The sequence below is a fragment of the Actinomadura rubteroloni genome (assembly GCF_002911665.1).
Taxonomy (GTDB): Bacteria; Actinomycetota; Actinomycetes; order Streptosporangiales; family Streptosporangiaceae; genus Spirillospora; species Spirillospora rubteroloni.
On the sequence record NZ_MTBP01000005.1, the window covers coordinates 186,214 to 206,801 of the forward strand.

Annotated in this window: 2 protein-coding genes; both read right to left on the bottom strand. The window is 76.0% G+C overall.

Annotated features, from left to right (window positions below):
- Nucleotides 1-2: 2 nt before the first annotated feature.
- Nucleotides 3-10,403 (bottom strand): type I polyketide synthase, encoded by a 10,401-nt coding sequence (locus BTM25_RS27490; RefSeq protein WP_103566312.1) that lies wholly within the window; start codon nucleotides 10,401-10,403, stop codon nucleotides 3-5.
- A 38-nt stretch (nucleotides 10,404-10,441) separates the two neighbouring features.
- On the bottom strand, nucleotides 10,442-20,578 hold the full coding sequence (locus BTM25_RS27495) for a type I polyketide synthase (protein WP_103566315.1): 10,137 nt from the start codon (nucleotides 20,576-20,578) through the stop codon (nucleotides 10,442-10,444).
- Nucleotides 20,579-20,588: the final 10 nt, after the last annotated feature.

A 20,588-nucleotide genomic window follows, 5' to 3' on the forward strand; every position in this document is an offset into this window, starting at 1 on the left:
GGTCAGGACACCCCGAGTTCGTTGTCGATGAGGTCGAAGATCTCGTCGGTGCTGGCCGCCTCGATCCGGTCCGCCGCGTCCCCGGCGGCGTCGCCGGTCCAGCCGCGCGCGAGCGCCTGGAGCCGCGCGGTGATCCGCGCGCGGGCCTCGGCGTCGGCGTCGGATTCGACGCGGGTCAGCTCGTCCTCCAGCCGGTCCAGCTCGGTCAGCAGCCGCTCGGCGGCCGAGACCTCCTCGGGGACGAGGCGCCGCTCCAGCAGGTCGGCGATCGCGGCCGGGGTGGGATGGTCGAAGACCAGCGTCGCGGGCAGCCGCAGCCCGCTCGCCGTATTGAGCCGGTTGCGCAGCTCCACGGCCGTCAGCGAGTCGAAGCCCAGCTCCTTGAACGCCCGGCCCGCGTCGACGGACTCGGCGCCCGAGTGCCCGAGGACCGTGGCGACGCTGCCGCGCACCAGGTCCAGCAGCAGCCGGTGCCGCTCCGGCAGTTCCAGCCCCGCCAGCCGCTCGGCCAGGCCCGGCCCGTCCGACGCCGCCGCGGCCGTCCGCACCGGGACCCGGACGAGCCCGCGCAGCAGCGGCGGCAACTGGCCTTCGGCCGCCCGCGCCCGCAGCGCCGCCGGGGCGAGCCGCGCCGCCACCACGACCGGACGGGCGTCGGCCAGGGCCGCGTCGAACAGCGCGAGGCCCTGCTCGTTGGTCAGCGGCGCGATCCCGCCGCGCGACATGCGCGCCAGGTCCGCGTGCCCGAGGTGGCCGGTCATGCCGCTGGCCTCCGCCCAGTGCCCCCACACCACCGACGTGCCGGGCAGGCCGTCCGCGCGGCGCCGCTCGGCGAGCGCGTCCAGGAACGTGTTCGCGGCGGCGTAGTTGGACTGGCCCGGGTTGCCGAGCGTCGCCGACGCCGACGAGAACAGCACGAACGCCGCCGCGTCGGCGCCGACCAGTTCGTGCAGGTTCCAGGCCGCGTCCACCTTCGGGCGCAGCACCGTCTCCAGCCGCTCGGGGGTGAGGGAGGTGAGGACGCCGTCGTCCAGCGCCCCGGCCGCGTGGACGACCGCGCTGATCGTCCGGCCGTCCAGCAGCGCGGCGAGGGCGGCGCGGTCGGCGGTGTCGCAGGCCGCGATCTCGACCGTCGCGCCGAGCCCGGTCAGCTCGGCCTCGATCTCGGCGGCGCCCGCCGCCGCGCGGCCGGACCGGCTGACCAGCAGCAGGTCCCGGACGCCTTGCCCGGTGACCAGGCGTTTCGCGACGAGCCCGCCGATCGTGCCGGTCGCCCCGGTGACCAGGACCGTCCCGGCCGACAGGCCGGCGGGCTCGGCGGGCACCGCGTCGCGCCGCGCGAGGCGCGGGACGAGCAGCGCGCCGCCGCGCAGCGCGAGCTGCGGCTCGTCGGAGGCCAGCGCCGTCGCCAGCGCCGCCCGCGACGCGTCCGCGTCGTCGGTGTCCAGCAGCGTGAAGCGGCCGGGGTTCTCGTTCTGCGCCGACCGCAGCAGGCCCCACACCGGCGCCGTCGTGACGTCGGGCGCCTCGCCCGGCGCCGCCGCGACCGCACCGCGCGTCAGGACGACCAGCCGCGCCGCCGCGAACCGCTCGTCGGTCACGAACGCCTGGAGGGCTTCCATGACCGCGATCGTGGTGGCGCGGACGGCCGCCGGGACGTCTCCGCCGGACGGGGCGGGCGTCAGCACCACCACGTCCGGCACCGCGTCCAGCTCGGCGAGATCTGCGACGACCGTGTAGGCGCCCGGGGCGAGCGGCGCCGGGGTCGCGGCGGCCGTCCAGTCCAGGGCCAGCAGGGCGTCCCGGTCGCCGGCCGGCGGCGCGAGCTGCTCGGGCGCCACCGGCCGCACCGCGAGCGACCGCACCGACGCGACCGGCGCGCCGGACGCGTCCGTGAGCGCCAGCGCGACCGCGTCGCCCTCGGCCTTGGACAGCCGGGCCCGGACCGACGTCGCGCCCGCCGCGTGCAGCGTCACCCCGCCCCAGGAGAACGGCAGCCGGACGCCGCCGCCCTCCCCGTCGCCCTCGCCGCCGAGCAGCAGGACGTGCAGGCACGCGTCCAGCAGCGCCGGGTGGATCCCGAACCCGTCCGGCGTGCCCTCGGGGACGGCGACCTCGGCGTACAGGTCGTCGCCGTCCCGCCAGGCCGCGCGCAGGCCCTGGAACACCGGGCCGTAGCCGTAGCCGAACTCGGCGAGCCGCTCGTACAGGCCGTCCACGGGGATCTGCGTCCCGGCCGGCGGCCACGCCAGCGCGGGCGGTTCCTCGGGCGGCGCGGCGGTGAGGCGGCCGGTGGCGTGCAGCGTCCACGGCGCGTCGGCGTCGGGACGGGCGTGGACGCTCACGTCGGCGGCGTCGCCGTCCGGGGCGCCGACCGTCACCTGCACCTGGAGCGCGCCGGACTCGGGGAGGATGAGCGGCGCGTGCAGCGTCAGCTCGTCCACGTGCTCGTGGCCGGTCTGCCGTCCGGCGTGCAGCGCGAGGTCCACGAACGCGGTGCCCGGCAGCAGGACCGCCTCGCCGACCGCGTGGTCGGCCAGCCACGGCTGCGTCCGCGCCGAAAGCCGTCCGGTGAACACGCTGCCCTCGCCCGCCGCGAGCGACACCGCCGCGCCGAGCAGCGGGTGCTCGGCGGCGTCCAGGCCGATCTCGGCGGGGTCGCCGGTCGAGGTCGGGGCGTCCAGCCAGAAGTGGCGCCGCTGGAACGCGTAGGTCGGGAGGTCGACGCGTCCCGTCCCGGCGGTGCCGAGGACGGTCGGCCAGTCGATCGCCACTCCGTGGACGTGGGCGCTGGCCAGCGCGGTGAGGTACTGGACGTCGTCGCCCTTGTCGCGGCGGAGCGTGTGCAGGGCGGTCAGGTCCTCGGAGATCTGCTGGAGCGGGTAAGTGAGGACCGGGTGGGGGCTGGACTCGATGAACGTCCGGTGGCCCGTCCGGACCAGGTGCTCGACGGCTTGGTGGAGCTGCACCGGATGCCGCAGGTTCTCGTACCAGTACTCGCCGGTCAGCGTGGTCGTGTCGATGAACGCGTTGTGCAGCGTCGAGTAGAACGGGATCTTCGCCTCGGCCGGGCGGATGTCCTTGAGGGCCTTGAGCAGGTCGTCCTTCAGCGGCTCGACGTAAGGGGAGTGGGACGCGTAGTCCACAGGGACGAGCCGGGCTTGCACCCCCTGCTCCTGGTAGTTCTCGACCAGCTCCCGCAACGCCGTGGCGTCACCGGAGATGACGGTCTGGTTCGGGCCGTTGTAGGCCGCCACGTACGCGCCGTCCGGCAGGTCGACGGCGTCGGCCGCGAGCGGGATCGACGCCATCGTCGTGTCGCCCGTGATGATCGTCAGGGTCTTGCTGCGCAGCGCCACGACGGCCGCCGCGTCCTCCAGCGTCAGCGCCCCGGCGATGTAGGCGGCGGCGATCTCGCCTTGGGAGTGCCCGATCACCGCGTCGGGCCGGACGCCCGAGTGCTGCCAGAGGTGCGCGAGCGACACCATGATCGCCCACAGCGCGGGCTGGACCGTGTCCACGCTCTCCAGCGCCGACAGATCGGTCGGATCCCACGTCACGTAGGGGCTGAGCGCCCGCACGCACGCGTCGAGATGGTCCCGGAACACCGCGTTCGTCGCGTACAGGTCGGCGGCCATGCCCGCCCACTGCGAACCCTGGCCGGGGAAGACGAACACCGTCTTGCCGGGGTTGCCGACCGTGCCGGTCACGACCTGGCCGGGCTCCCCGCCTGCGGCGAGGGCGGCGAGCCGGTCCGCCAGGTCCGCCCGGCCGGCGCCGATGACGACGGCCCGGTGGTCGAACGCCTCCCGCGTCGTCGCCAGGGCGTGCGCGACGGCGGCCGGGGCCGTCCCGGCGAGCGCGTCGCGGAGCCGTCCGGCCTGGTCGCGCAGCGCCCGCTCGGTCCGCGCGGACAGCGGCAGGGCCACCGGTCCGTCATGCGAGTCGTCGTGATCGGCGGGCGCGGGCTCCTCGGCGTCGGCGCTCTCCAGGATGACGTGCGCGTTCGTCCCGCTGATGCCGAACGACGACACGGCGGAGCGGCGCGGGCGCCCGGTCTGCGGCCACGGCGTGTTCTCGGTCAGCAGCGCCACCGACCCGGCCGTCCAGTCGACCTCGCCGGTCGGCGCGTCCACGTGCAGCGTCTTCGGCAGGACGCCGTGCCGCATCGCCAGGATCATCTTGATGACCCCGGCGACGCCCGCCGCCGCCTGCGTGTGCCCGATGTTGGACTTGATCGAGCCGAGCCACAGCGGCTCCTCGCGCTCGCGCCCGTAGGTCGCGAGCAGCGCCTGCGCCTCGATGGGGTCGCCGAGCTTGGTGCCGGTGCCGTGCGCCTCGACGGCGTCCACCTCGGCCGCGTCCAGGCCCGCCGACGCCAGCGCCGCGCGGATCACGCGCTGCTGCGACGGCCCGTTCGGCGCGGTCAGCCCGTTGGACGCCCCGTCCTGGTTGATCGCCGTGCCGCGCAGGACGGCGAGCACCGGGTGCCCCGCGCGCCGCGCCTCCGACAGCCGCTCCAGGACGAGCAGGCCCGCGCCCTCGCCCCAGCCGGTGCCGTCCGCGCCGTCGGCGAACGCCTTGCAGCGCCCGTCGGGCGCGAGCCCGCGCTGGCGGCTGAACTCGATGAAGATCCCGGGCGAGGCCAGCACCGTCACGCCGCCCGCCAGCGCCCGGTCGCACTCGCCGTTGCGCAGCGCCTGCGCCGCGAGGTGCAGGGCCACCAGCGAGGACGAGCACGCCGTGTCGACCGTCACGGCCGGGCCTTCGAGCCCGAACGTGTAGGAGATGCGGCCGGACGCCACGCTGGTGGTGTTCCCGGTCATGAAGTAGCCCTCGCCGCCCGACAGCGACGCGTGCAGGCCGGGGACGTAGCTCTGCGCGATGACCCCGGTGAACACGCCCGTCCGGGAGCCGCGCAGCGCCTCGGCCGTCAGCCCGGCGCGCTCGAACGCCTCCCACGCCGTCTCCAGCAGGATCCGCTGCTGCGGCTCCATCGCCAGCGCCTCGCGCGGGCTGATCCCGAAGAACTCGGGGTCGAACTCGCCCGCCTCATAGAGGAACGCGCCCGTGTTGACATAGAACTTGCCGGACTTGTCCGGGTCGGGATCGTAGAGGCCGTCGATGTCCCAGTTCCGGTTCTCCGGCAGGCCGCCGACCGTGTCCACGCCCTCCGACAGCACCCGCCACAGCGCCTCCGGCGTGTCCGCGCCGCCGGGGAAGCGGCAGCTCATCGCGACGATCGCGATCGGCTCGTCCGCCGTGCCGGGCGCGGCGCGGTGCCCGGCGGGGACGGCGTCGGCCGCGCCCACCAGCTCGTCGCGCAGATGCCGGGCCAGGGCGACCGGCGTCGGATGGTCGAAGATCAGCGTGGACGGCAGCCGCAGCCCGGTCGCCGCGCTCAGCCGGTTGCGCAGCTCGACGCCGGTCAGCGAGTCGAAGCCGATCTCGTTGAACGGCCGCGCGACCTCCACCGCGTCCGCGCCCGAGTGGCCGAGGACGGCGACGACGTGGTCGCGGACCAGCTCGATCAGGGCGCGGTCGCGGGCGGCGTCGTCCAGCCCGGCCAACTCGGCGGCCAGCGAGGTGTCGGCGGGCGAAGCGGCGGCGCGCCGCAGCGGCGCGGGCACCAGGCCGTGCAGCAGCGGCGACAGCTTCCCTTCGGCGGCCTGGGCGCGCAGGACGGACGTGTCCAGCCGCACCGGCACCAGCGCCGGACGGTTCTGCGCGACGGCCAGGTCCAGCAGCGCCAGGCCCTCCTCGGCCGTCAGCGGCGCGACGCCGCCGCGCCCGATGCGGCCCCGGTCACCGTCCGACAGGCGTCCGGTCATCGCGCTGACCGGGTCCCACAGGCCCCACGCGAGGCTGGTGGCGGGCAGGCCGTCCGCCGCGCGGACCGCGCCGAGCGCGTCGAGGAACGCGTTGCCCGCCGCGTAGTTGCCCTGGCCCGGGTTGCCGATGACCCCGGCGACCGAGGAGAACAGGACGAACGCCGCCAGGTCGCGGTCGCGGGTCAGCTCGTGCAGGTTCCACGCGCCGTCCACCTTGGGACGCAGCGCGGTGTCGATCCGCTCGGGGGTGAGGGAGGTGAGCGTCGCGTCGTCCAGCGCGCCCGCGACGTGGTAGACGGCCGCCAGATCCACGCCGGCCAGCAGCGTCCCGAGAGCGGTGCGGTCGGCGATGTCGCAGGCGGCGACCGTGACGTCGGCGCCCTGCGCGGTCAGCTCGGCCTCCAGCTCCAGCGCGCCTTCGGCGTCCCGGCCGCGCCGGCTGACCAGCAGCAGGCTCCGGACGCCGCGCTCGGCGACCAGGTGCCGGGCGACGAGCGCGCCGAGCGTGCCGGTCGCGCCGGTCACGAGGACGGTGCCGTCCAGCGCGGGCGGCGCGGCGTCCTCGGGCGTCAGCCGCGCGAGCCGGGGCAGGAGGAGCTGCCCGTCGCGGACCGCCGCCTGCGTCAGCCCGGACGCCAGGACCGCCGCGACGGCGTCCCGGGACGCGGGCGCGTCGTCCAGGTCGACCAGGACGAACCGGCCCGGGTGCTCGTTCTGCGCGGACCGCACCAAACCCCAGACCGCCGCGCCGGGCAGGTCGCGGACCCGCTCGCCCGGCCCGGCCGCGACCGCGCCGCGCGTGACGACCACGACCGGGCCGTCGGCGTCCAGGGCGCCCCGCAGCGCGTCGAGCGCGCGGTGCGTCGCCAGGCGCACGGCCGTCGGGACGTCGTCCGACGCCGCCTCGACCTCGAACAGCGTCGCGCCGCCGAGGCCGTCGGGCACCGAGGCGGGCGGCCCGGCGGGCTCCCACCGCAGCTCGTACAGCGAGCGGGGCGCCGCGCGCCGGACGGCCGGGGCCGCCTCCACCCGCACCGCGTCCGCCGTCGCGACCAGGTCCCCGGCCGCGTCGGTCATCGTCAGCGCGAACGTGCCGGCCGTGCCGGGCACCGGGCTCAGCCGCAGCCGCGCCGCCGTCGCGCCGGTCGTGTGGACGGTCACGCCGCTCCACTCGCGCGGCGTCAGCACCGCCGCGTCCTCGCCCTCGCCCGCGAGCTGCAGCGCGGCCTCGAACAGCGCCGGGTGCAGGACGTAGCCGTCGGCGTCGGCGTCCTCGGGCAGGACGGCCTCGGCGAACAGGTCGTCCCCGGCCCGCCACGCGGCGGCCAGCGGACGGAACAGCGGTCCCGGCCGGCGGCCCTCGTCGGCGAGCCGGTCGTAGAGGGCGTCCACGTCGACCGGGGCGGCGTCCGGCGGCGGCCACGACGCCGTCGGCACCGGCACGACCGGCCACACCGCCGCGAGCGTCCCGGTCGCGTGCCGGGTCCACGGCTCGTCGTCGGCGTCGGCCGCCTCCGGACGGGAGTGGACGAACACCGGGCGCAGGCCGTCCTCGTCGGTCACGTCGAAGGTGATGAGGAGCTGCACCGCGCCGTCGGCGGGGAACGTCAGCGGGATGTCCAGGCCGAGGTCCTGCACGCGCGGCCGGCCCGCGCGGCGGCCCGCCTCCAGCGCCAGCTCGGTGATCGCCGACGCCGGGACGGTCGTGATCCCGTCCACGGTGTGGTCGGCGAGCCACGGGTGCGTCCGCAGCGACAGCCTGCCGGTGAACACCGTCGTGTTGCCGTCCGCGAGCGTCACCGAGGCGCGCAGCAGCGGATGGTCGCTGCGGGCCAGGCCGAGGTCCGTCGCGTCCGAGACGGTGTCGGGCGCGTCGATCCAGAACCGCTGCCGCTGGAACGGGTAGGTCGGGAGCGGGACGGTGCCCGGCGTGCCCGCGAACTGGTCCGTCCAGGCGACCGGGATGCCGCGCGCGTGGGTGCGGGCGAGCGCGGTCAGGAACGTGTGCGGCTCGGGCCGGGACGGGCGCAGCAGCGGGACCGCCGCCTCGTCCGGGCCCGGCTGGACGAGCGTGCTGAGCGTCGTGTCGGGGCCGAGTTCGAGGAACGTCGCGACACCCGCCGCCCGCAGCGCCGCGACGCCGTCGTGGAACCGGACGGCCTCCCGCACGTGCCGCGTCCAGTAATCGGGCGAAGACAGTTCCTCGTCCGTCGCCACCGCGCCGGTCAGGTTCGACACGACCGGGATCCGCGCGGGCCCGAACGTCACGCTCGCGGCGACCGCGCCGAACGCGTCGAGCATCGGGTCCATGAGCGGGGAGTGGAAGGCGTGGCTGACCTTGAGGCGCCGCGTCCGGATCCCGCGCGCGTCCAGGGCGGCGGCGACGCGGTCCACGACGGCGGCGTCGCCGGACACCACGGTCGCGTCCGGGCCGTTCACCGCCGCGAGCGAGACGCCGTCCTCCAGCAGCGGCCGGACGACGTCCTCGGCGGCCCGCACCGACAGCATCGCGCCGCCCGCCGGAAGCTCCTGCATGAGCCGGGCGCGGGCCGCGACGAGCCGCGCCGCGTCCGGCAGGTCCAGGACGCCCGCGACGTGCGCGGCGGTCAGCTCGCCGATCGAGTGGCCGATGAGGTGGCCGGGCACGACGCCCCACGCCTCCACCAGCCGGTACAGGGCGACGCCGAGCGCGAACAGGGCGGGCTGGGTGTAGCGGGTCTCGTGCAGCGCCGCGTCGCCGTCGGCGAACATGACGTCCTTCAGCGGACGGTCCAGGTGCTCGTCCAGGTGCGCGCAGACCTCGTCCAGCGCCGCCGCGAACACCGGGTACGTCGCGTACAGCTCGCGGCCCATCCCGTGGCGCTGGCTGCCCTGGCCGGGGAACAGGAACGCGGGCCTGCCCGGCTCCAGTTGCGGGACGTCCTCGACGATCACCGCAGGGGACTCGCCGCGCGCGTAGGCCGCCAGCGCCGCCAGCGCCTCGTCCCGGTCCCCGGCGAGCAGGACGGCCCGCCGGTCGTGCAGGGCGCGCGTCGTCAGCAGCGAGTAGGCGATGTCGACGGAGTCGAACTCGGGGTGCCAGGCGAGGACGTGCTCCAGCCGTCCCGCCGACTCCCGCAGCGCCGCGCCGCCGCGCGCCGACAGCGGCCACGGCACCGGCCCGTGCCACTCCGGACGCGGCGCGGGCTCGGCCTGCTCCTCGGGCTCGGGCGCCTGCTCCAGGATGACGTGCGCGTTCGTCCCGCTGATCCCGAACGCCGACACGGCCGCGCGGCGCGGCCGCCCGGTCTCCGGCCACGGGGTGTTCTCGGTGAGCAGCCGCACCGAACCGCGTCCCCAGTCGACCTGCGGGGTGGGCTCGTCCACGTGCAGGACCTTCGGCACGACGCCGTTGCGCAGCGCCTCCACCATCTTGATCACGCCCGCGACGCCCGCCGCCGCCTGCGTGTGCCCGATGTTGGACTTGATCGCGCCGAGCAGGACGGGCCGCTCCCGGTTCTGCCCGTACGTCGCGAGGAGCGCCTGCGCCTCGATCGGGTCGCCGAGAGTCGTGCCGGTGCCGTGCGCCTCGACGGCGTCCACGTCGCCGGGCGCGAGCCGCGCGTTGGCGAGCGCCTCGCGGATGACGCGCTGCTGCGACGGCCCGTTGGGGGCGGTGAGGCCGTTGGACGCGCCGTCCTGGTTGACCGCGCTGCCCCGGACGACCGCGAAGATCGGGTGGCCGTTGCGCTGCGCGTCCGACAGCCGCTCCAGCAGGAGCAGACCCGCGCCCTCGGCCCAGCCGGTGCCGTCGGCCGCGGCGGCGAACGGCTTGCACCGGCCGTCGGGCGCCAGCCCGCCCTGGCGGCTGAACTCGGCGAAGATGCTCGGCGCCGACATGATCGTCGCACCGCCCGCCAGCGCCAGGTCGCACTCGCCGTTGCGCAGCGCCTGCGCCGCAAGATGCAGTGTGACCAGCGACGACGAGCACGCCGTGTCGACCGTGACGGCCGGGCCTTCGAGCCCGAACGTGTAGGCGATGCGGCCGGACGCGACGCTCGTCGCCGTCCCGGTGAGGAAGTAGCCGCCGAGCCCCGCCGGGGCCTTGGTCAGCCGCGACGCGTACTCCTGCGCGATGACGCCGGTGAACACGCCCGTCCGCGACCCGCGCAACCCGTCCGGCGTGAGGCCGGCCCGCTCGAACGCCTCCCACGCGATCTCCAGCAGGACCCGCTGCTGCGGATCCATCGCCAGCGCCTCACGCGGGCTGATGCCGAAGAACGACGCGTCGAAGTCGGCCGCGTCGGACAGGAAACCGCCCTCCACGACGCGCGTGACGCCCTCGTCCTCGTACATCTTGTCGACGTCCCAGCCCCGGTCCACGGGAAGGCCGCCCACGGCGTCGCCGCCGTCGTGGACCAGCCGCCACAACTGCTCGGGGAACTGCACGTCCCCGGGGAACCGGCAGCTCATCGCCACGATCGCGATCGGCTCGCTGGCCCGCGACTCGGCCTCGTGCAGCCGCCTGCGCGCCTGCCGCAGGTCCGCGGTGGCACGCTTGAGATAGTCGCGGAGTCTGTCCTCGTTCACCATGCGGTGCCACCCCTCGTGTCGTGCGTCGTCATGGGTCGTCAGAGCATTCCGAGTTCGTTGTCGAGCGCGTCGAACAGCTCGTCGTCGGAGACCGCGTCCAGGTCGGCCTCCTCGGCCGCCGGGACGGTCTCGAATCGCCGCAGCAGGCCGTGCAGGCGGGTCAGGGCGCCGTCGCGGGCCGTGTCGTCGGTCAGCGCGGACAGCGTCGCCTCCAGCCGGTCCAGGTCGGCGAGCAGGTCGTCGCCCGCGTCCTGGAACAGCTCGCCGTGGAGGAAGCGGGTCAGCGCGGCCGGGGTCGGGTGGTCGAAGACCAGCGTCGCGGGCAGCCGCAGGCCCGTCGCCGTGCCGAGCCGGTTGCGCAGCTCGACGGCGGTCAGCGAGTCGAAGCCCATCTCCTTGAACGCCCGCTCGGCCTCGATCTGGCGTCCGTCGCCGCGCGCGAGCACGGCGGTGACGGTCCGGCGGACGAGCCCGAGCAGGTGCTCCAGCCGCTCCTGCTCGGCCAGCGGCGCGAGCTGCCGGGCGAGCGGGGAGCCGTCGGCCGCGGCGGCGGGGGCGGCGGACCGGCGGACGCCCTTCACCAGGCCGCGGAACACCGGCGGGAGCAGGCCCTCGGCGGCCTGGGCGCGCAGCGCCGACGGGACGAGCCGCGCCGCCGCGACCACCGGACGGTCCGCCGCGAGCGCCGCGTCGAACAGCGCGAGGCCCTGCTCGGCGGTGAGCGCGCCGATGCCCGTCCGGTTGATGCGGGATTGGTCGGCCTGCTCGGTCATCGCGCCGGCCTCCGCCCAGAGGCCCCACGCGATGCTCGTCCCGGGCAGGCCCTGTGCGTGGCGGTGGCGGGCGAGCGCGTCCAGGTAGGCGTTCGCGGCGGCGTAGTTGGCCTGGCCGGGGCTGCCGACCGTGCCCGCCAGCGACGAGAACAGGATCAGCGGGACGCCGGGCGCCAGCTCGTGCAGGTTCCACGCCGCGTCGGCCTTCGGCCGCAGGACCGTGTCGACGCGGTCGGCGTCCAGCGCGGTGAGGACGCCGTCGTCCAGCACGCCCGCCGAGTGGACGACGGCCGCCAGCGGGTGCTCGGCCGGGACGCCGGCCAGCAGCGCGGCGAGCGCGTCGCGGTCGGCGGTGTCGCAGGCCGCGACCGTCACCGCGACGCCGTGCGCGGTCAGCTCGGCCTCCAGCTCGCGGGCGCCCGGTGCGTCCGGGCCGCGCCGGCTGGTGAGCAGCAGCCGTTTCACCCCGTAGGACGCCGCCAGGTGCCGGGCGACGAGCGCGCCGAGCGCCCCGGTCGCGCCGGTGACGAGCACGGTGCCGTCGAACGCGACGGGCTTCGGCTCGGCCGGGGCGCGGGTGAGGACGGGCACGTGCGCGGTGCCGTCCTCGATCCGGAGCTGCGCCTCGCCGGTCGCCAGCGCCGCCGGGACCGCCGCGACCGACGCCGGGCGGCCGTCGTGGCGCAGCAGCACGAACCGGTCGGGGTTCTCGGTCTGCGCCGACCGGACCAGGCCCTCCACCGCCGCGCCCGCCAACGTCTCCTCGCCCTCGGCGACGAAGACGAGCCGTTCGTCCGCCGCGTGGTCCTCCTTCAGCCAGGCCTGGAGCAGGTCCAGCGTGCGGTGGGTGGCCTCGCGGACGTCCGTCCAGGTGACCGGGACGGTGTGCGGGGTGACGGTCCCGGACGCGTCCAGCGTGACCGGTGTCCAGTCGAGGGCGAGCAGGGACGCGTCCGAGCGGGCCTCCACCGGGCCGAGCCCGTCTTTAGGCAGCGCGGTGAACGCGACCGACCGGGCCGACGCGACCGGCGTGCCGGACGTGTCGGCGAGGGCGACCGCGAACCCGTCGCCGGTACGCGCGAGGTGGACGCGCAGGTAGGTCGCACCGGTCGCGTGCAGGGCGACGTCCGTCCACGCTGACGCGAACGGCGGCGCGTCTCCAGCGGGGGTGAGCGCCGGGTGCAGCGCCGCGTCGAGCAGCGCCGGGTGCAGGCCGAAGCCCGCGACGCCGGTGTCCTCGGGCAGCGCGACCTCGGCGTAGAGGTCGTCGCCGGACCGCCAGGCCGCCCGCAGCCCGGCGAACACCGGGCCGTGGTCGAAGCCGAGGGCGGCGAGGCGGCCGTACACCTCGTCGGGGTCCAGGGCCTCGGCGCCGGCGGGCGGCCACGCGGCGGGCATCGCCGGGACGGGCGGCGCGTCGGCGGTGAGGCGGCCGGACCCGTACCGGGTCCAGGCGGGGGCGTCGTCGTCCTCGCCGGGCTCGGGACGGGCGTGGACGGTCAGCTCCCAGCCGCCGTCCGCCGCCGTCACGCCGACCTGGAGCTGGTGCGCGCCGGTCGGCGGGAGGACGAGCGGCGCGTCGAGCGCGAGGCCGGCGACGGCCGCCGCGCCCACGCGGTCGGCGGCGTGCAGGGCCAGCTCCACGAGCACGGCCGGGGGGACGACCCCGGCGTCCAGGACGGAGTGGTCGGCCAGCCACGGCTGCGCGTGCGCCGAGAGCCGTCCGGTGAGGACGGTCCGGCCGCCGTCGGCCGTGGTGATCGCGGCGCTGAGCAGCGGGTGGCCGGTGTCGTCCTGGCCGTGGTCGCGCGGGCGGCCCGCGCCGGACGGGGCGTCCAGCCAGTAGCGGCGCCGCTGGAACGGGTAGGTCGGGAGTCCGGCGACGCTGACCGGCGCGGTCGTGTCGAGGCCCTGGGTCGTGAGGACGGCGGGCCAGTCGATCGCCAGCCCGTGGACGTGGGCGTTGGCCAGCGCGGTGAGGTACTGGGCGTCGTCGCCCTTGTCCCGCCGCAGGGTGTGCAGCGCGGTCAGGTCCTCGGAGATCTGCTGGAGCGGGTACGTCAGCACCGGGTGGGGGCTGGACTCGATGAACGTCCGGTGCCCGGTCTCGACCAGGTGCTCCACCGCCTGGTGGAGCTGGACGGGGTGCCGCAGGTTCTCGTACCAGTACTCGGCGGTGAGCGCCGTGGTGTCGATGAACGCGTTGTGCAGCGTCGAGTAGAACGGGATCTTCGCCTCGACCGGCTTGATGCCCTTGAGCGCTTCCAGCAGCTCGTCGCGCAGCGGCTCGACGTACGGCGAGTGCGACGCGTAATCCACAGGAACGAGCCGGGCTTGCACTCCATCCGCCTGGTACCTCTCGACCAGCTCCCGCAGCGCGGTCGCGTCACCGGAGACGACGGTCTGGCGCGGGCTGTTGTACGCCGCCACGTACGCGCCGTCGGGCAGCGCGATCTCGTCGGCGGGCAGTGGGATCGACGCCATCGTGGTGTCGCCGGTGATCGTGATGAGCGTCTTGCTGCGCAGCGCCACCACGGCGGCGGCGTCCTCCAGCGAGAGCGCGCCCGCGATGTAGGCGGCGGCGATCTCGCCCTGCGAGTGGCCGATGACCGCGTGCGGCTGGACGCCGGACTCCCGCCACAGGTGCGCGAGCGACACCATAATCGCCCAAAGCGCGGGCTGCACGGTGTCCACGCTCTCCAGCGCCGACAGGTCGGTCGGGTCCCAGGTCACGTACGGGCTGAGGGCCTGAACGCACCGGTCCAGGTGCTCCCGGAAGATCGGGTTGGTGGCGTAGAGGTCGGCGGCCATGCCCGCCCACTGCGAACCCTGGCCCGGGAAGACGAACACCGTCTTGCCCGGGTCGCCCGTCACCCCGGACACCACGTGCTCGGCGGCCTCGTCGCGGGAGAGCGCGAGCAGCCCGTCCCGGAGCGCGTCGGCCGAGCCGCCGACCACGACGGCCCGGTGGTCGAACGTGTCGCGCCCGACGGTCTGCGCGTGGACGAGCGCGGCCGGGTCGTCCAGCCGCTCGGCGAGCAGCGCGGCCTGCGCCCGGAGCGCCGCCGGGTCCTTGGCCGACAGCGGCAGCGGCAGCGGCCCGGCGGGCGCGGCCGGGGCCGCCGGCTCGGCGGCGGGCGGCTGCTCGATGATGACGTGCGCGTTCGTCCCGCTGATGCCGAAGGACGACACGGCCGCGCGGCGCGGACGCCCGGTCTCCGGCCACGGCACCTCGTCCATCAGCAGCGACACCGCGCCCGCGTCCCAGTCCACCTCGGGGCTGGGCGCGTCGATGTGCAGGGTCTTCGGCAGGACGCCGTGCCGCATGGCCTCGACCATCTTGATGATCCCCGCGACTCCGGCGGCGGCCTGCGTGTGCCCGATGTTGGACTTGATCGACCCGAGCCACAGCGGCTCCTCGCGCTCCCGCCCGTACGTGGCGAGCAGCGCCTGCGCCTCGATCGGGTCGCCCAGCGTCGTGCCGGTGCCGTGCGCCTCGACGGCGTCCACGTCCGTGGTCGAGAGGCGCGCGTTGGCGAGCGCCTGGCGGATGACGCGCTGCTGGGACGGCCCGTTCGGCGCCGTCAGCCCGTTGGACGCGCCGTCCTGGTTGATCGCCGAGCCCCGGACGACCGCGAGCACCGGGTGCCCGTTGCGCCGCGCGTCCGACAGCCGCTCCAGCAGCAGCAGGCCCGCGCCCTCGCCCCAGCCGACGCCGTCCGCGCCCGCCGAGAACGGCTTGGACCGGCCGTCCGCCGCGAGGCCGCGCTGCCGGCTGAACTCCACGAACAGCGCGGGGGTCGCCATGACGGTCACGCCGCCCGCCAGCGCCAGTTCGCACTCGCCCTCGCGCAGCGCCCGCGCCGCCAGGTGCAGCGCGACCAGCGACGATGAGCACGCCGTGTCGATCGTGATCGCCGGTCCCTGGAGGCCGAGCGTGTAGCTGATCCGGCCGGACGCGATGCTGGACGCGCTGCCCGTCCCGATGTAGCCCTCGAACGGCTGCGGCGCGGGCGTCAGCCGGGCGCCGTAGTCGTCGTACATGAGCCCGGTGAACACGCCGGTGCGGCTGCCGCTCAGCGACCCGGCCGCGATGCCCGCGCGTTCGATCGCCTCCCACGCCAGTTCCAGCAGGATGCGGTGCTGCGGGTCGGTGGCCTGCGCCTCGCGGTCGCTGATGCCGAAGAAGTCGGCGTCGAAGTCGGCCGCCCGGTGCAGGAAGCCGCCCTCGCGGGTGTAGGACGTCCCGGTGTGCGCGGGGTCGGGGTCGTAGAGGCGCTCCAGGTCCCAGCCCCGGTCGGACGGGAACGTCGTGACGGCGTCCGCGCCGCCCGCGACCAGGTCCCACAGCTCCTCGGGCGACGTCACGTCGCCGGGGAACCGGCACGCCATCGACACGATCGCGATCGGCTCGTCGTGCGCGGCCGTCGCGACGGCGACCGGCGCGTCCTGCGGGGCCTCGCCGAGCAGTTCGTCCCGGACGTGCCCGGCCAGCGCCTCCGACGTCGGGTGGTCGAACACGAGCGTCGCGGGGAGCCGCAGCCCGGTGAGGACGTTCAGCCGGTTCCGCAGCTCGACGGCCATCAGCGAGTCGAAGCCGAGGTCCTTGAACGCCCGGTCGGCCTCGACGCGCTCGCCGGACGTGTGGCCGAGCACGGCGGCGACGACGCCGCGCACCGCGTCCAGCACGATCCCGAGCCGGTCGGCCTCGGGGCTCGCCGCGACGTGCCGCGCGAGGTCGGCGCCGCCCGCCCCGGCCCGGCGCGCCGGGGTCCGGACGAGCGAGCGCAGCACGGCCGGGACGTCCCCGCCCCCGGCGCGCAGCGCGGCGAAGTCGAACCGGGCGGGCGCGAGGACGGGTTCGGCGCCGGTGAACGTCCGGTCGAACAGCTCCAGCGCGTCGTCCTCGGCGAGGACGGTGATCCCGCCGCGCGGACGCGGCGCCGCCTGCTCGGCCATGCCGTGGTCCCACAGGCCCCAGGCGAGGCTGACGGCGGGCTGCCCGTGTGCGCGGCGGAGTTGCGCGAGGGCGTCCAGGAAGGTGTTCGCGGCGGCGTAGTTGGCCTGGCCGGGCCCGCCGAGCAGCCCGGCGAGCGAGGAGAACAGCACCAGCGGCGTGCCGGGCAGCAGCCGGTGCAGGTTCCAGGCGGCGTCCACCTTGGGACGCAGGACGGTGTCGAGGTCGTCGGCGGTGAGGGTGCCGACCGTCGCGTCGCGCAGCACGCCGGCGGTGTGGACGACGGCGGCGAGTTCCCGGCCGTCCAGCAGCGCGGCGAGCGCGGCGGGTTCGGCGACGTCGCAGGCGGCGACGGTGACGGCCGCGCCGAGCGCGGTCAGCTCGGCCTCCAGCTCCGCCGCGCCCGGGGCGTCGGCCCCGCGGCGGCTGACGAGCAGCAGGTCCCGGACGCCGTGCCGGGTCACGAGCCGCCGGGCGATGAGCGCGCCGAGCGCGCCCGTCGCGCCCGTCACCAGGACTGTTCCGTCGGCGAGCGCGCCCGGCTCGGCCGGGACGGTCGCGCGGACCAGGCGCGGCGCGAACAGGTCGCCGTCGCGGACGGCGATCTGCGGCTCGTCGGACGCCAGCGCGGCGGGGAGCGCGTCGCGGGACGCGTCCGAGCCGTCGAGGTCGACCAGCGCGAACCGGTCCGGGTGCTCGGCCTGCGCGGAGCGCACGAACCCCCAGACCGCCGCCGCGACCGGGTCGGGCGCGGCGCCGGTCGCGTTCTCGGTGACGAACACGAGCCGGGGACGGTCCTCGGTGAGCCAGTCCCGCACGAGCCGCAGCACGTGCCGTGTCGCCGCGTGCGTGGCGGTGACGACGTCGTCGCCGCCGTCCAGGGGCGGGGCGACCACGTGGTCGTGCGCGCCGCCGGACGGGACCGGGACCGGCGTCCACTCGACCCGGAACAGCGCCGAGTCCAGCGGCGACGCGGCGGCCGCCGCCGCGCGCAGGGCGACGGCCCGCACGGACGCGACGGGGGCGCCGGTCTCGTCGGCGACGTCCAGCGCGTAGGCGTCGTTCCCGGCGGGCGCGAGCCGGACCCGCAGCGTGCGGGACGCGGCCCGGTGCAGCGCGATATCGCTCCACGCGAACGGGACGCGGGTCGTCCGGTCGTCCCCGGCGGTGAGCGAGAGGGCGTGCAGGGCGGCGTCGAGCAGCGCCGGGTGGACGGCGAAGCCTTCGGCCGGGTGGTCGGCGGGCAGGTCGACCTCGGCGAACACCGCGTCGTCCCGCCGCCACGCGGCGCGCAGGCCCTGGAACACCGGGCCGTACTCGTAGCCGGCGTCGGCGAGCCCGTCGTAGAAGCCGGCGACGTCCACGGGCGTCGCGTCCCGCGGCGGCCACGCCGTCTCGGGGACGCCGCCGCGCGCGGCCTCGGGGGCGAGCGTGCCGGTGGCGTGCCGGATCCAGTCGCCGTCGGCGCGGGAGTGGACGGCGAGGTCGCGGCGTCCGTCGCCGTCCGGGGCGCCGACCGCGACCTGGAGCCGGACCGGGCCGTCGGCGACCGTCAGCGGCGCCTCCAGGACGAGGTCGGCGAGGTGCGGCGCGTCCGCGCGGCGTCCCGCGTGCAGGGCCAGTTCGACAAGCGCGGTGCCCGGCACGATCGTCGCGCCGGCGATGCGGTGGTCGGCGAGCCACGGTTGGTCGCGGAGCGAGACCGTGCCGGTGAACAGCAGCTCCTCGGTCCCGGCGGGCTCGACGACGGCGCGCAGCAGCGGGTGCTCGGCCGCGTGGAGCCCGAGCCCGGCCGGGTCGCCCGTCCCGGTGGGCGCGTCGAGCCAGAAGCGTTCGTGCTGGAAGGCGTAGGTGGGCAGCTCGACGGGGCGTCCGCCCGCGAACACGGCCGCCCAGTCCGCCGCGACGCCGTGGACGAACAGGTGCGCGAGCGCCCGGTGCAGCGCGACGCCGTCGGGCTGCTTGCGGCTCAGCGCGGACACGGCCGGGCCGTCGGCGAGCGTGGCGAGGACGGCGTCCGGGCCGATCTCCAGATACGCGCCGACGCCCTGCGCCTGGAGTTCGCGCAGGCCGTCGTGGAAGCGGACGGCGTCGCGGATGTGCCGCACCCAGTAGTCGGGCGTGGTGATGTCGCCGGTCGTGTTCGCCGCGATGGGGATCTTCGGTTCGTTGTAGGTGAGCGTGGACGCGACGTCCCGGAATTCGTCCAGGATCGGGTCCATCAGCGGCGAGTGGAAGGCGTGGCTGACGGTCAGCCGCTTCGCCTTGAAATGTTGCGCGATTTCCTCGGCGGCGGCTTCGTCGCCGGAGATGACGATCGAGTTCGGCCCGTTCACGGCCGCGATCGAGACCGCGTCGTTCAGATGCGGCGCGACCTCTTCTTCGGTGGCCTGGAGGGCGATCATCGCGCCGCCGGCCGGGAGGCTCTGCATCAGCTTGCCGCGTGCGGCGACCAGTGTGCAGGCGTCGTCCACGTCCAGGACCCCGGCGACGTGGGCCGCCGCCAGCTCACCGATGGAATGGCCGAGCAGGTAGTCAGGCTTGACGCCCCACGACTCGAACAGCCGGTAGAGCGCGACTTCCAGCGCGAACAACGCGGTCTGCGTGAATTGGGTGTCGTTCAGACGCGGATCGGCGCCGAACATGACGTCCTTGAGCGGCAGGTCGATGCGCTCGAATACCGCGTCCAGCGCCTCGGCGAACACCGGGTAGGTCTCGTAGAGTTCGCGGCCCATTCCGGCGCGCTGGCTGCCCTGGCCGGTGAACAGGAAGGCGAGCCCGCCCTTCACCGGGCCGCCCTCGACGGTCAGCGCGGCGGGCGTGCCCCGGCTCAGCGCGTCCAGCCCGGCGAGCAGGTCCGCGCGGGACGCCCCCGCCATCCCGGCGCGGTGCGCGAACGCCGTCCGCCCGGTGGCGAGCGTGAGCGCCGCGTCGGCGACCGCGAGGCCGGGCCGCCGCGCGAACTCCTGCCGCAGCCGCGCCGCCTGGTCGCGCAGCGCGGCGGCCGACGCGGCCGACAGCAGCAGCGGGCGCACCGCCTCCGACGCCTCGGCGGCGTCCTGCGCACGCTCTTCCAGGATGACGTGGGCGTTCGTCCCGCTGATCCCGAAGGACGACACGGCCGCCCGGCGCGGACGCCCGGTCTCCGGCCACGGCGCGTTCTCGGTCAGCAGCTCGACGGCGCCCGCCGTCCAGTCCACCTGCGCGCTGGGCTCGTCCACGTGCAGGGTCTTCGGCAGCACGCCGTGCCGCATCGCCTCGACCATCTTGATGATGCCCGCGACGCCCGCCGCCGCCTGCGTGTGCCCGAGGTTGGACTTGACGGCCCCGAGCCGCAGCGGCGCCGTCCGGTCCTGCCCGTAGGCGGCGAGCAGCGCCTGCGCCTCGATCGGGTCGCCGAGCGGGGTCCCGGTGCCGTGCGCCTCCACCGCGTCGATGTCGCCGGGCGCGAGCCGCGCGTTGGCGAGCGCGGCGCGGATCACGCGCTGCTGCGACGGCCCGTTCGGCGCGGTGAGGCCGTTGGTCGCGCCGTCCTGGTTCACGGCGGTGCCGCGCACGACGGCGAGGATCGGGTGGCCGTTGCGCTCGGCGTCCGACAGCCGCTCCAGGAGCAGCAGGCCCGCGCCCTCGCCCCAGGCCGTCCCGTCGGCCGCCGCCGCGAACGGCTTGCACCGGCCGTCGGGCGCGAGCCCGCGCTGCCGGCTGAACTCGATGAACAGCGCGGGCGAGGACAGCACCGTCGCGCCGCCCGCGAGCGCGAGGTCGCAGTCGCCGTTGCGCAGCGCCTGCGCGGCGAGGTGGACGGCGACCAGCGACGACGAGCACGCCGTGTCGATCGTGATCGCCGGGCCCTCGAACCCGAACGTGTAGGCCACGCGGCCCGACGCGATGCTCGGCGCGCTCCCGTTCCCGATGAAGCCTTCGTACTCGGCGGGGACGCCCTGCAAGAAGCGGCCCGCGTAGTCGGAGTACATGATCCCGGTGAAGACGCCGGTCTTGGAGCCGCGCAGCCCGTCCGGACGGATCGCCGCGCGCTCCAGCGCCTCCCACGCCAGCTCCAGCAGCAGCCGCTGCTGCGGGTCGATCGTGCGGGCCTCACGCGGCGAGATGCCGAAGAAGTCCGGATCGAACCCGGTGGCGTCGGCGAGGAACCCGCCCTCGCGCGTGTAGGACGTGCCGAGGTGGTCGGGGTCGGGGTGGTAGAGGCCGTCGACGTCCCAGCCGCGGTCGCCGGGGAACGCCGAGATCGCGTCCCGGCCGTCCGCCACCAGCCGCCACAGGTCGCCCGGCTCGCGCACACCGCCCGGATACCGGCAGCTCATCGCGACGATCGCCACCGGCTCGGTGGCGGCGCCGACGAGCTGCCGGTTCTCCTTGCGCAACCGCTCGACCTCCTTCAGGGAGGTGCGCAGCGCCTCGACGACCTTCGCGTCGGATGAGGCCATTCGAGATCCC

What these genes read in the sequence shown, in the direction of transcription:
- BTM25_RS27495 (WP_103566315.1), bottom strand. Translation starts at nt 20,578, where the DNA reads ATGGCCTCATCCGACGCGAAGGTCGTCGAGGCGCTGCGCACCTCCCTG.
- BTM25_RS27490 (WP_103566312.1), bottom strand. Translation starts at nt 10,403, where the DNA reads ATGGTGAACGAGGACAGACTCCGCGACTATCTCAAGCGTGCCACCGCG.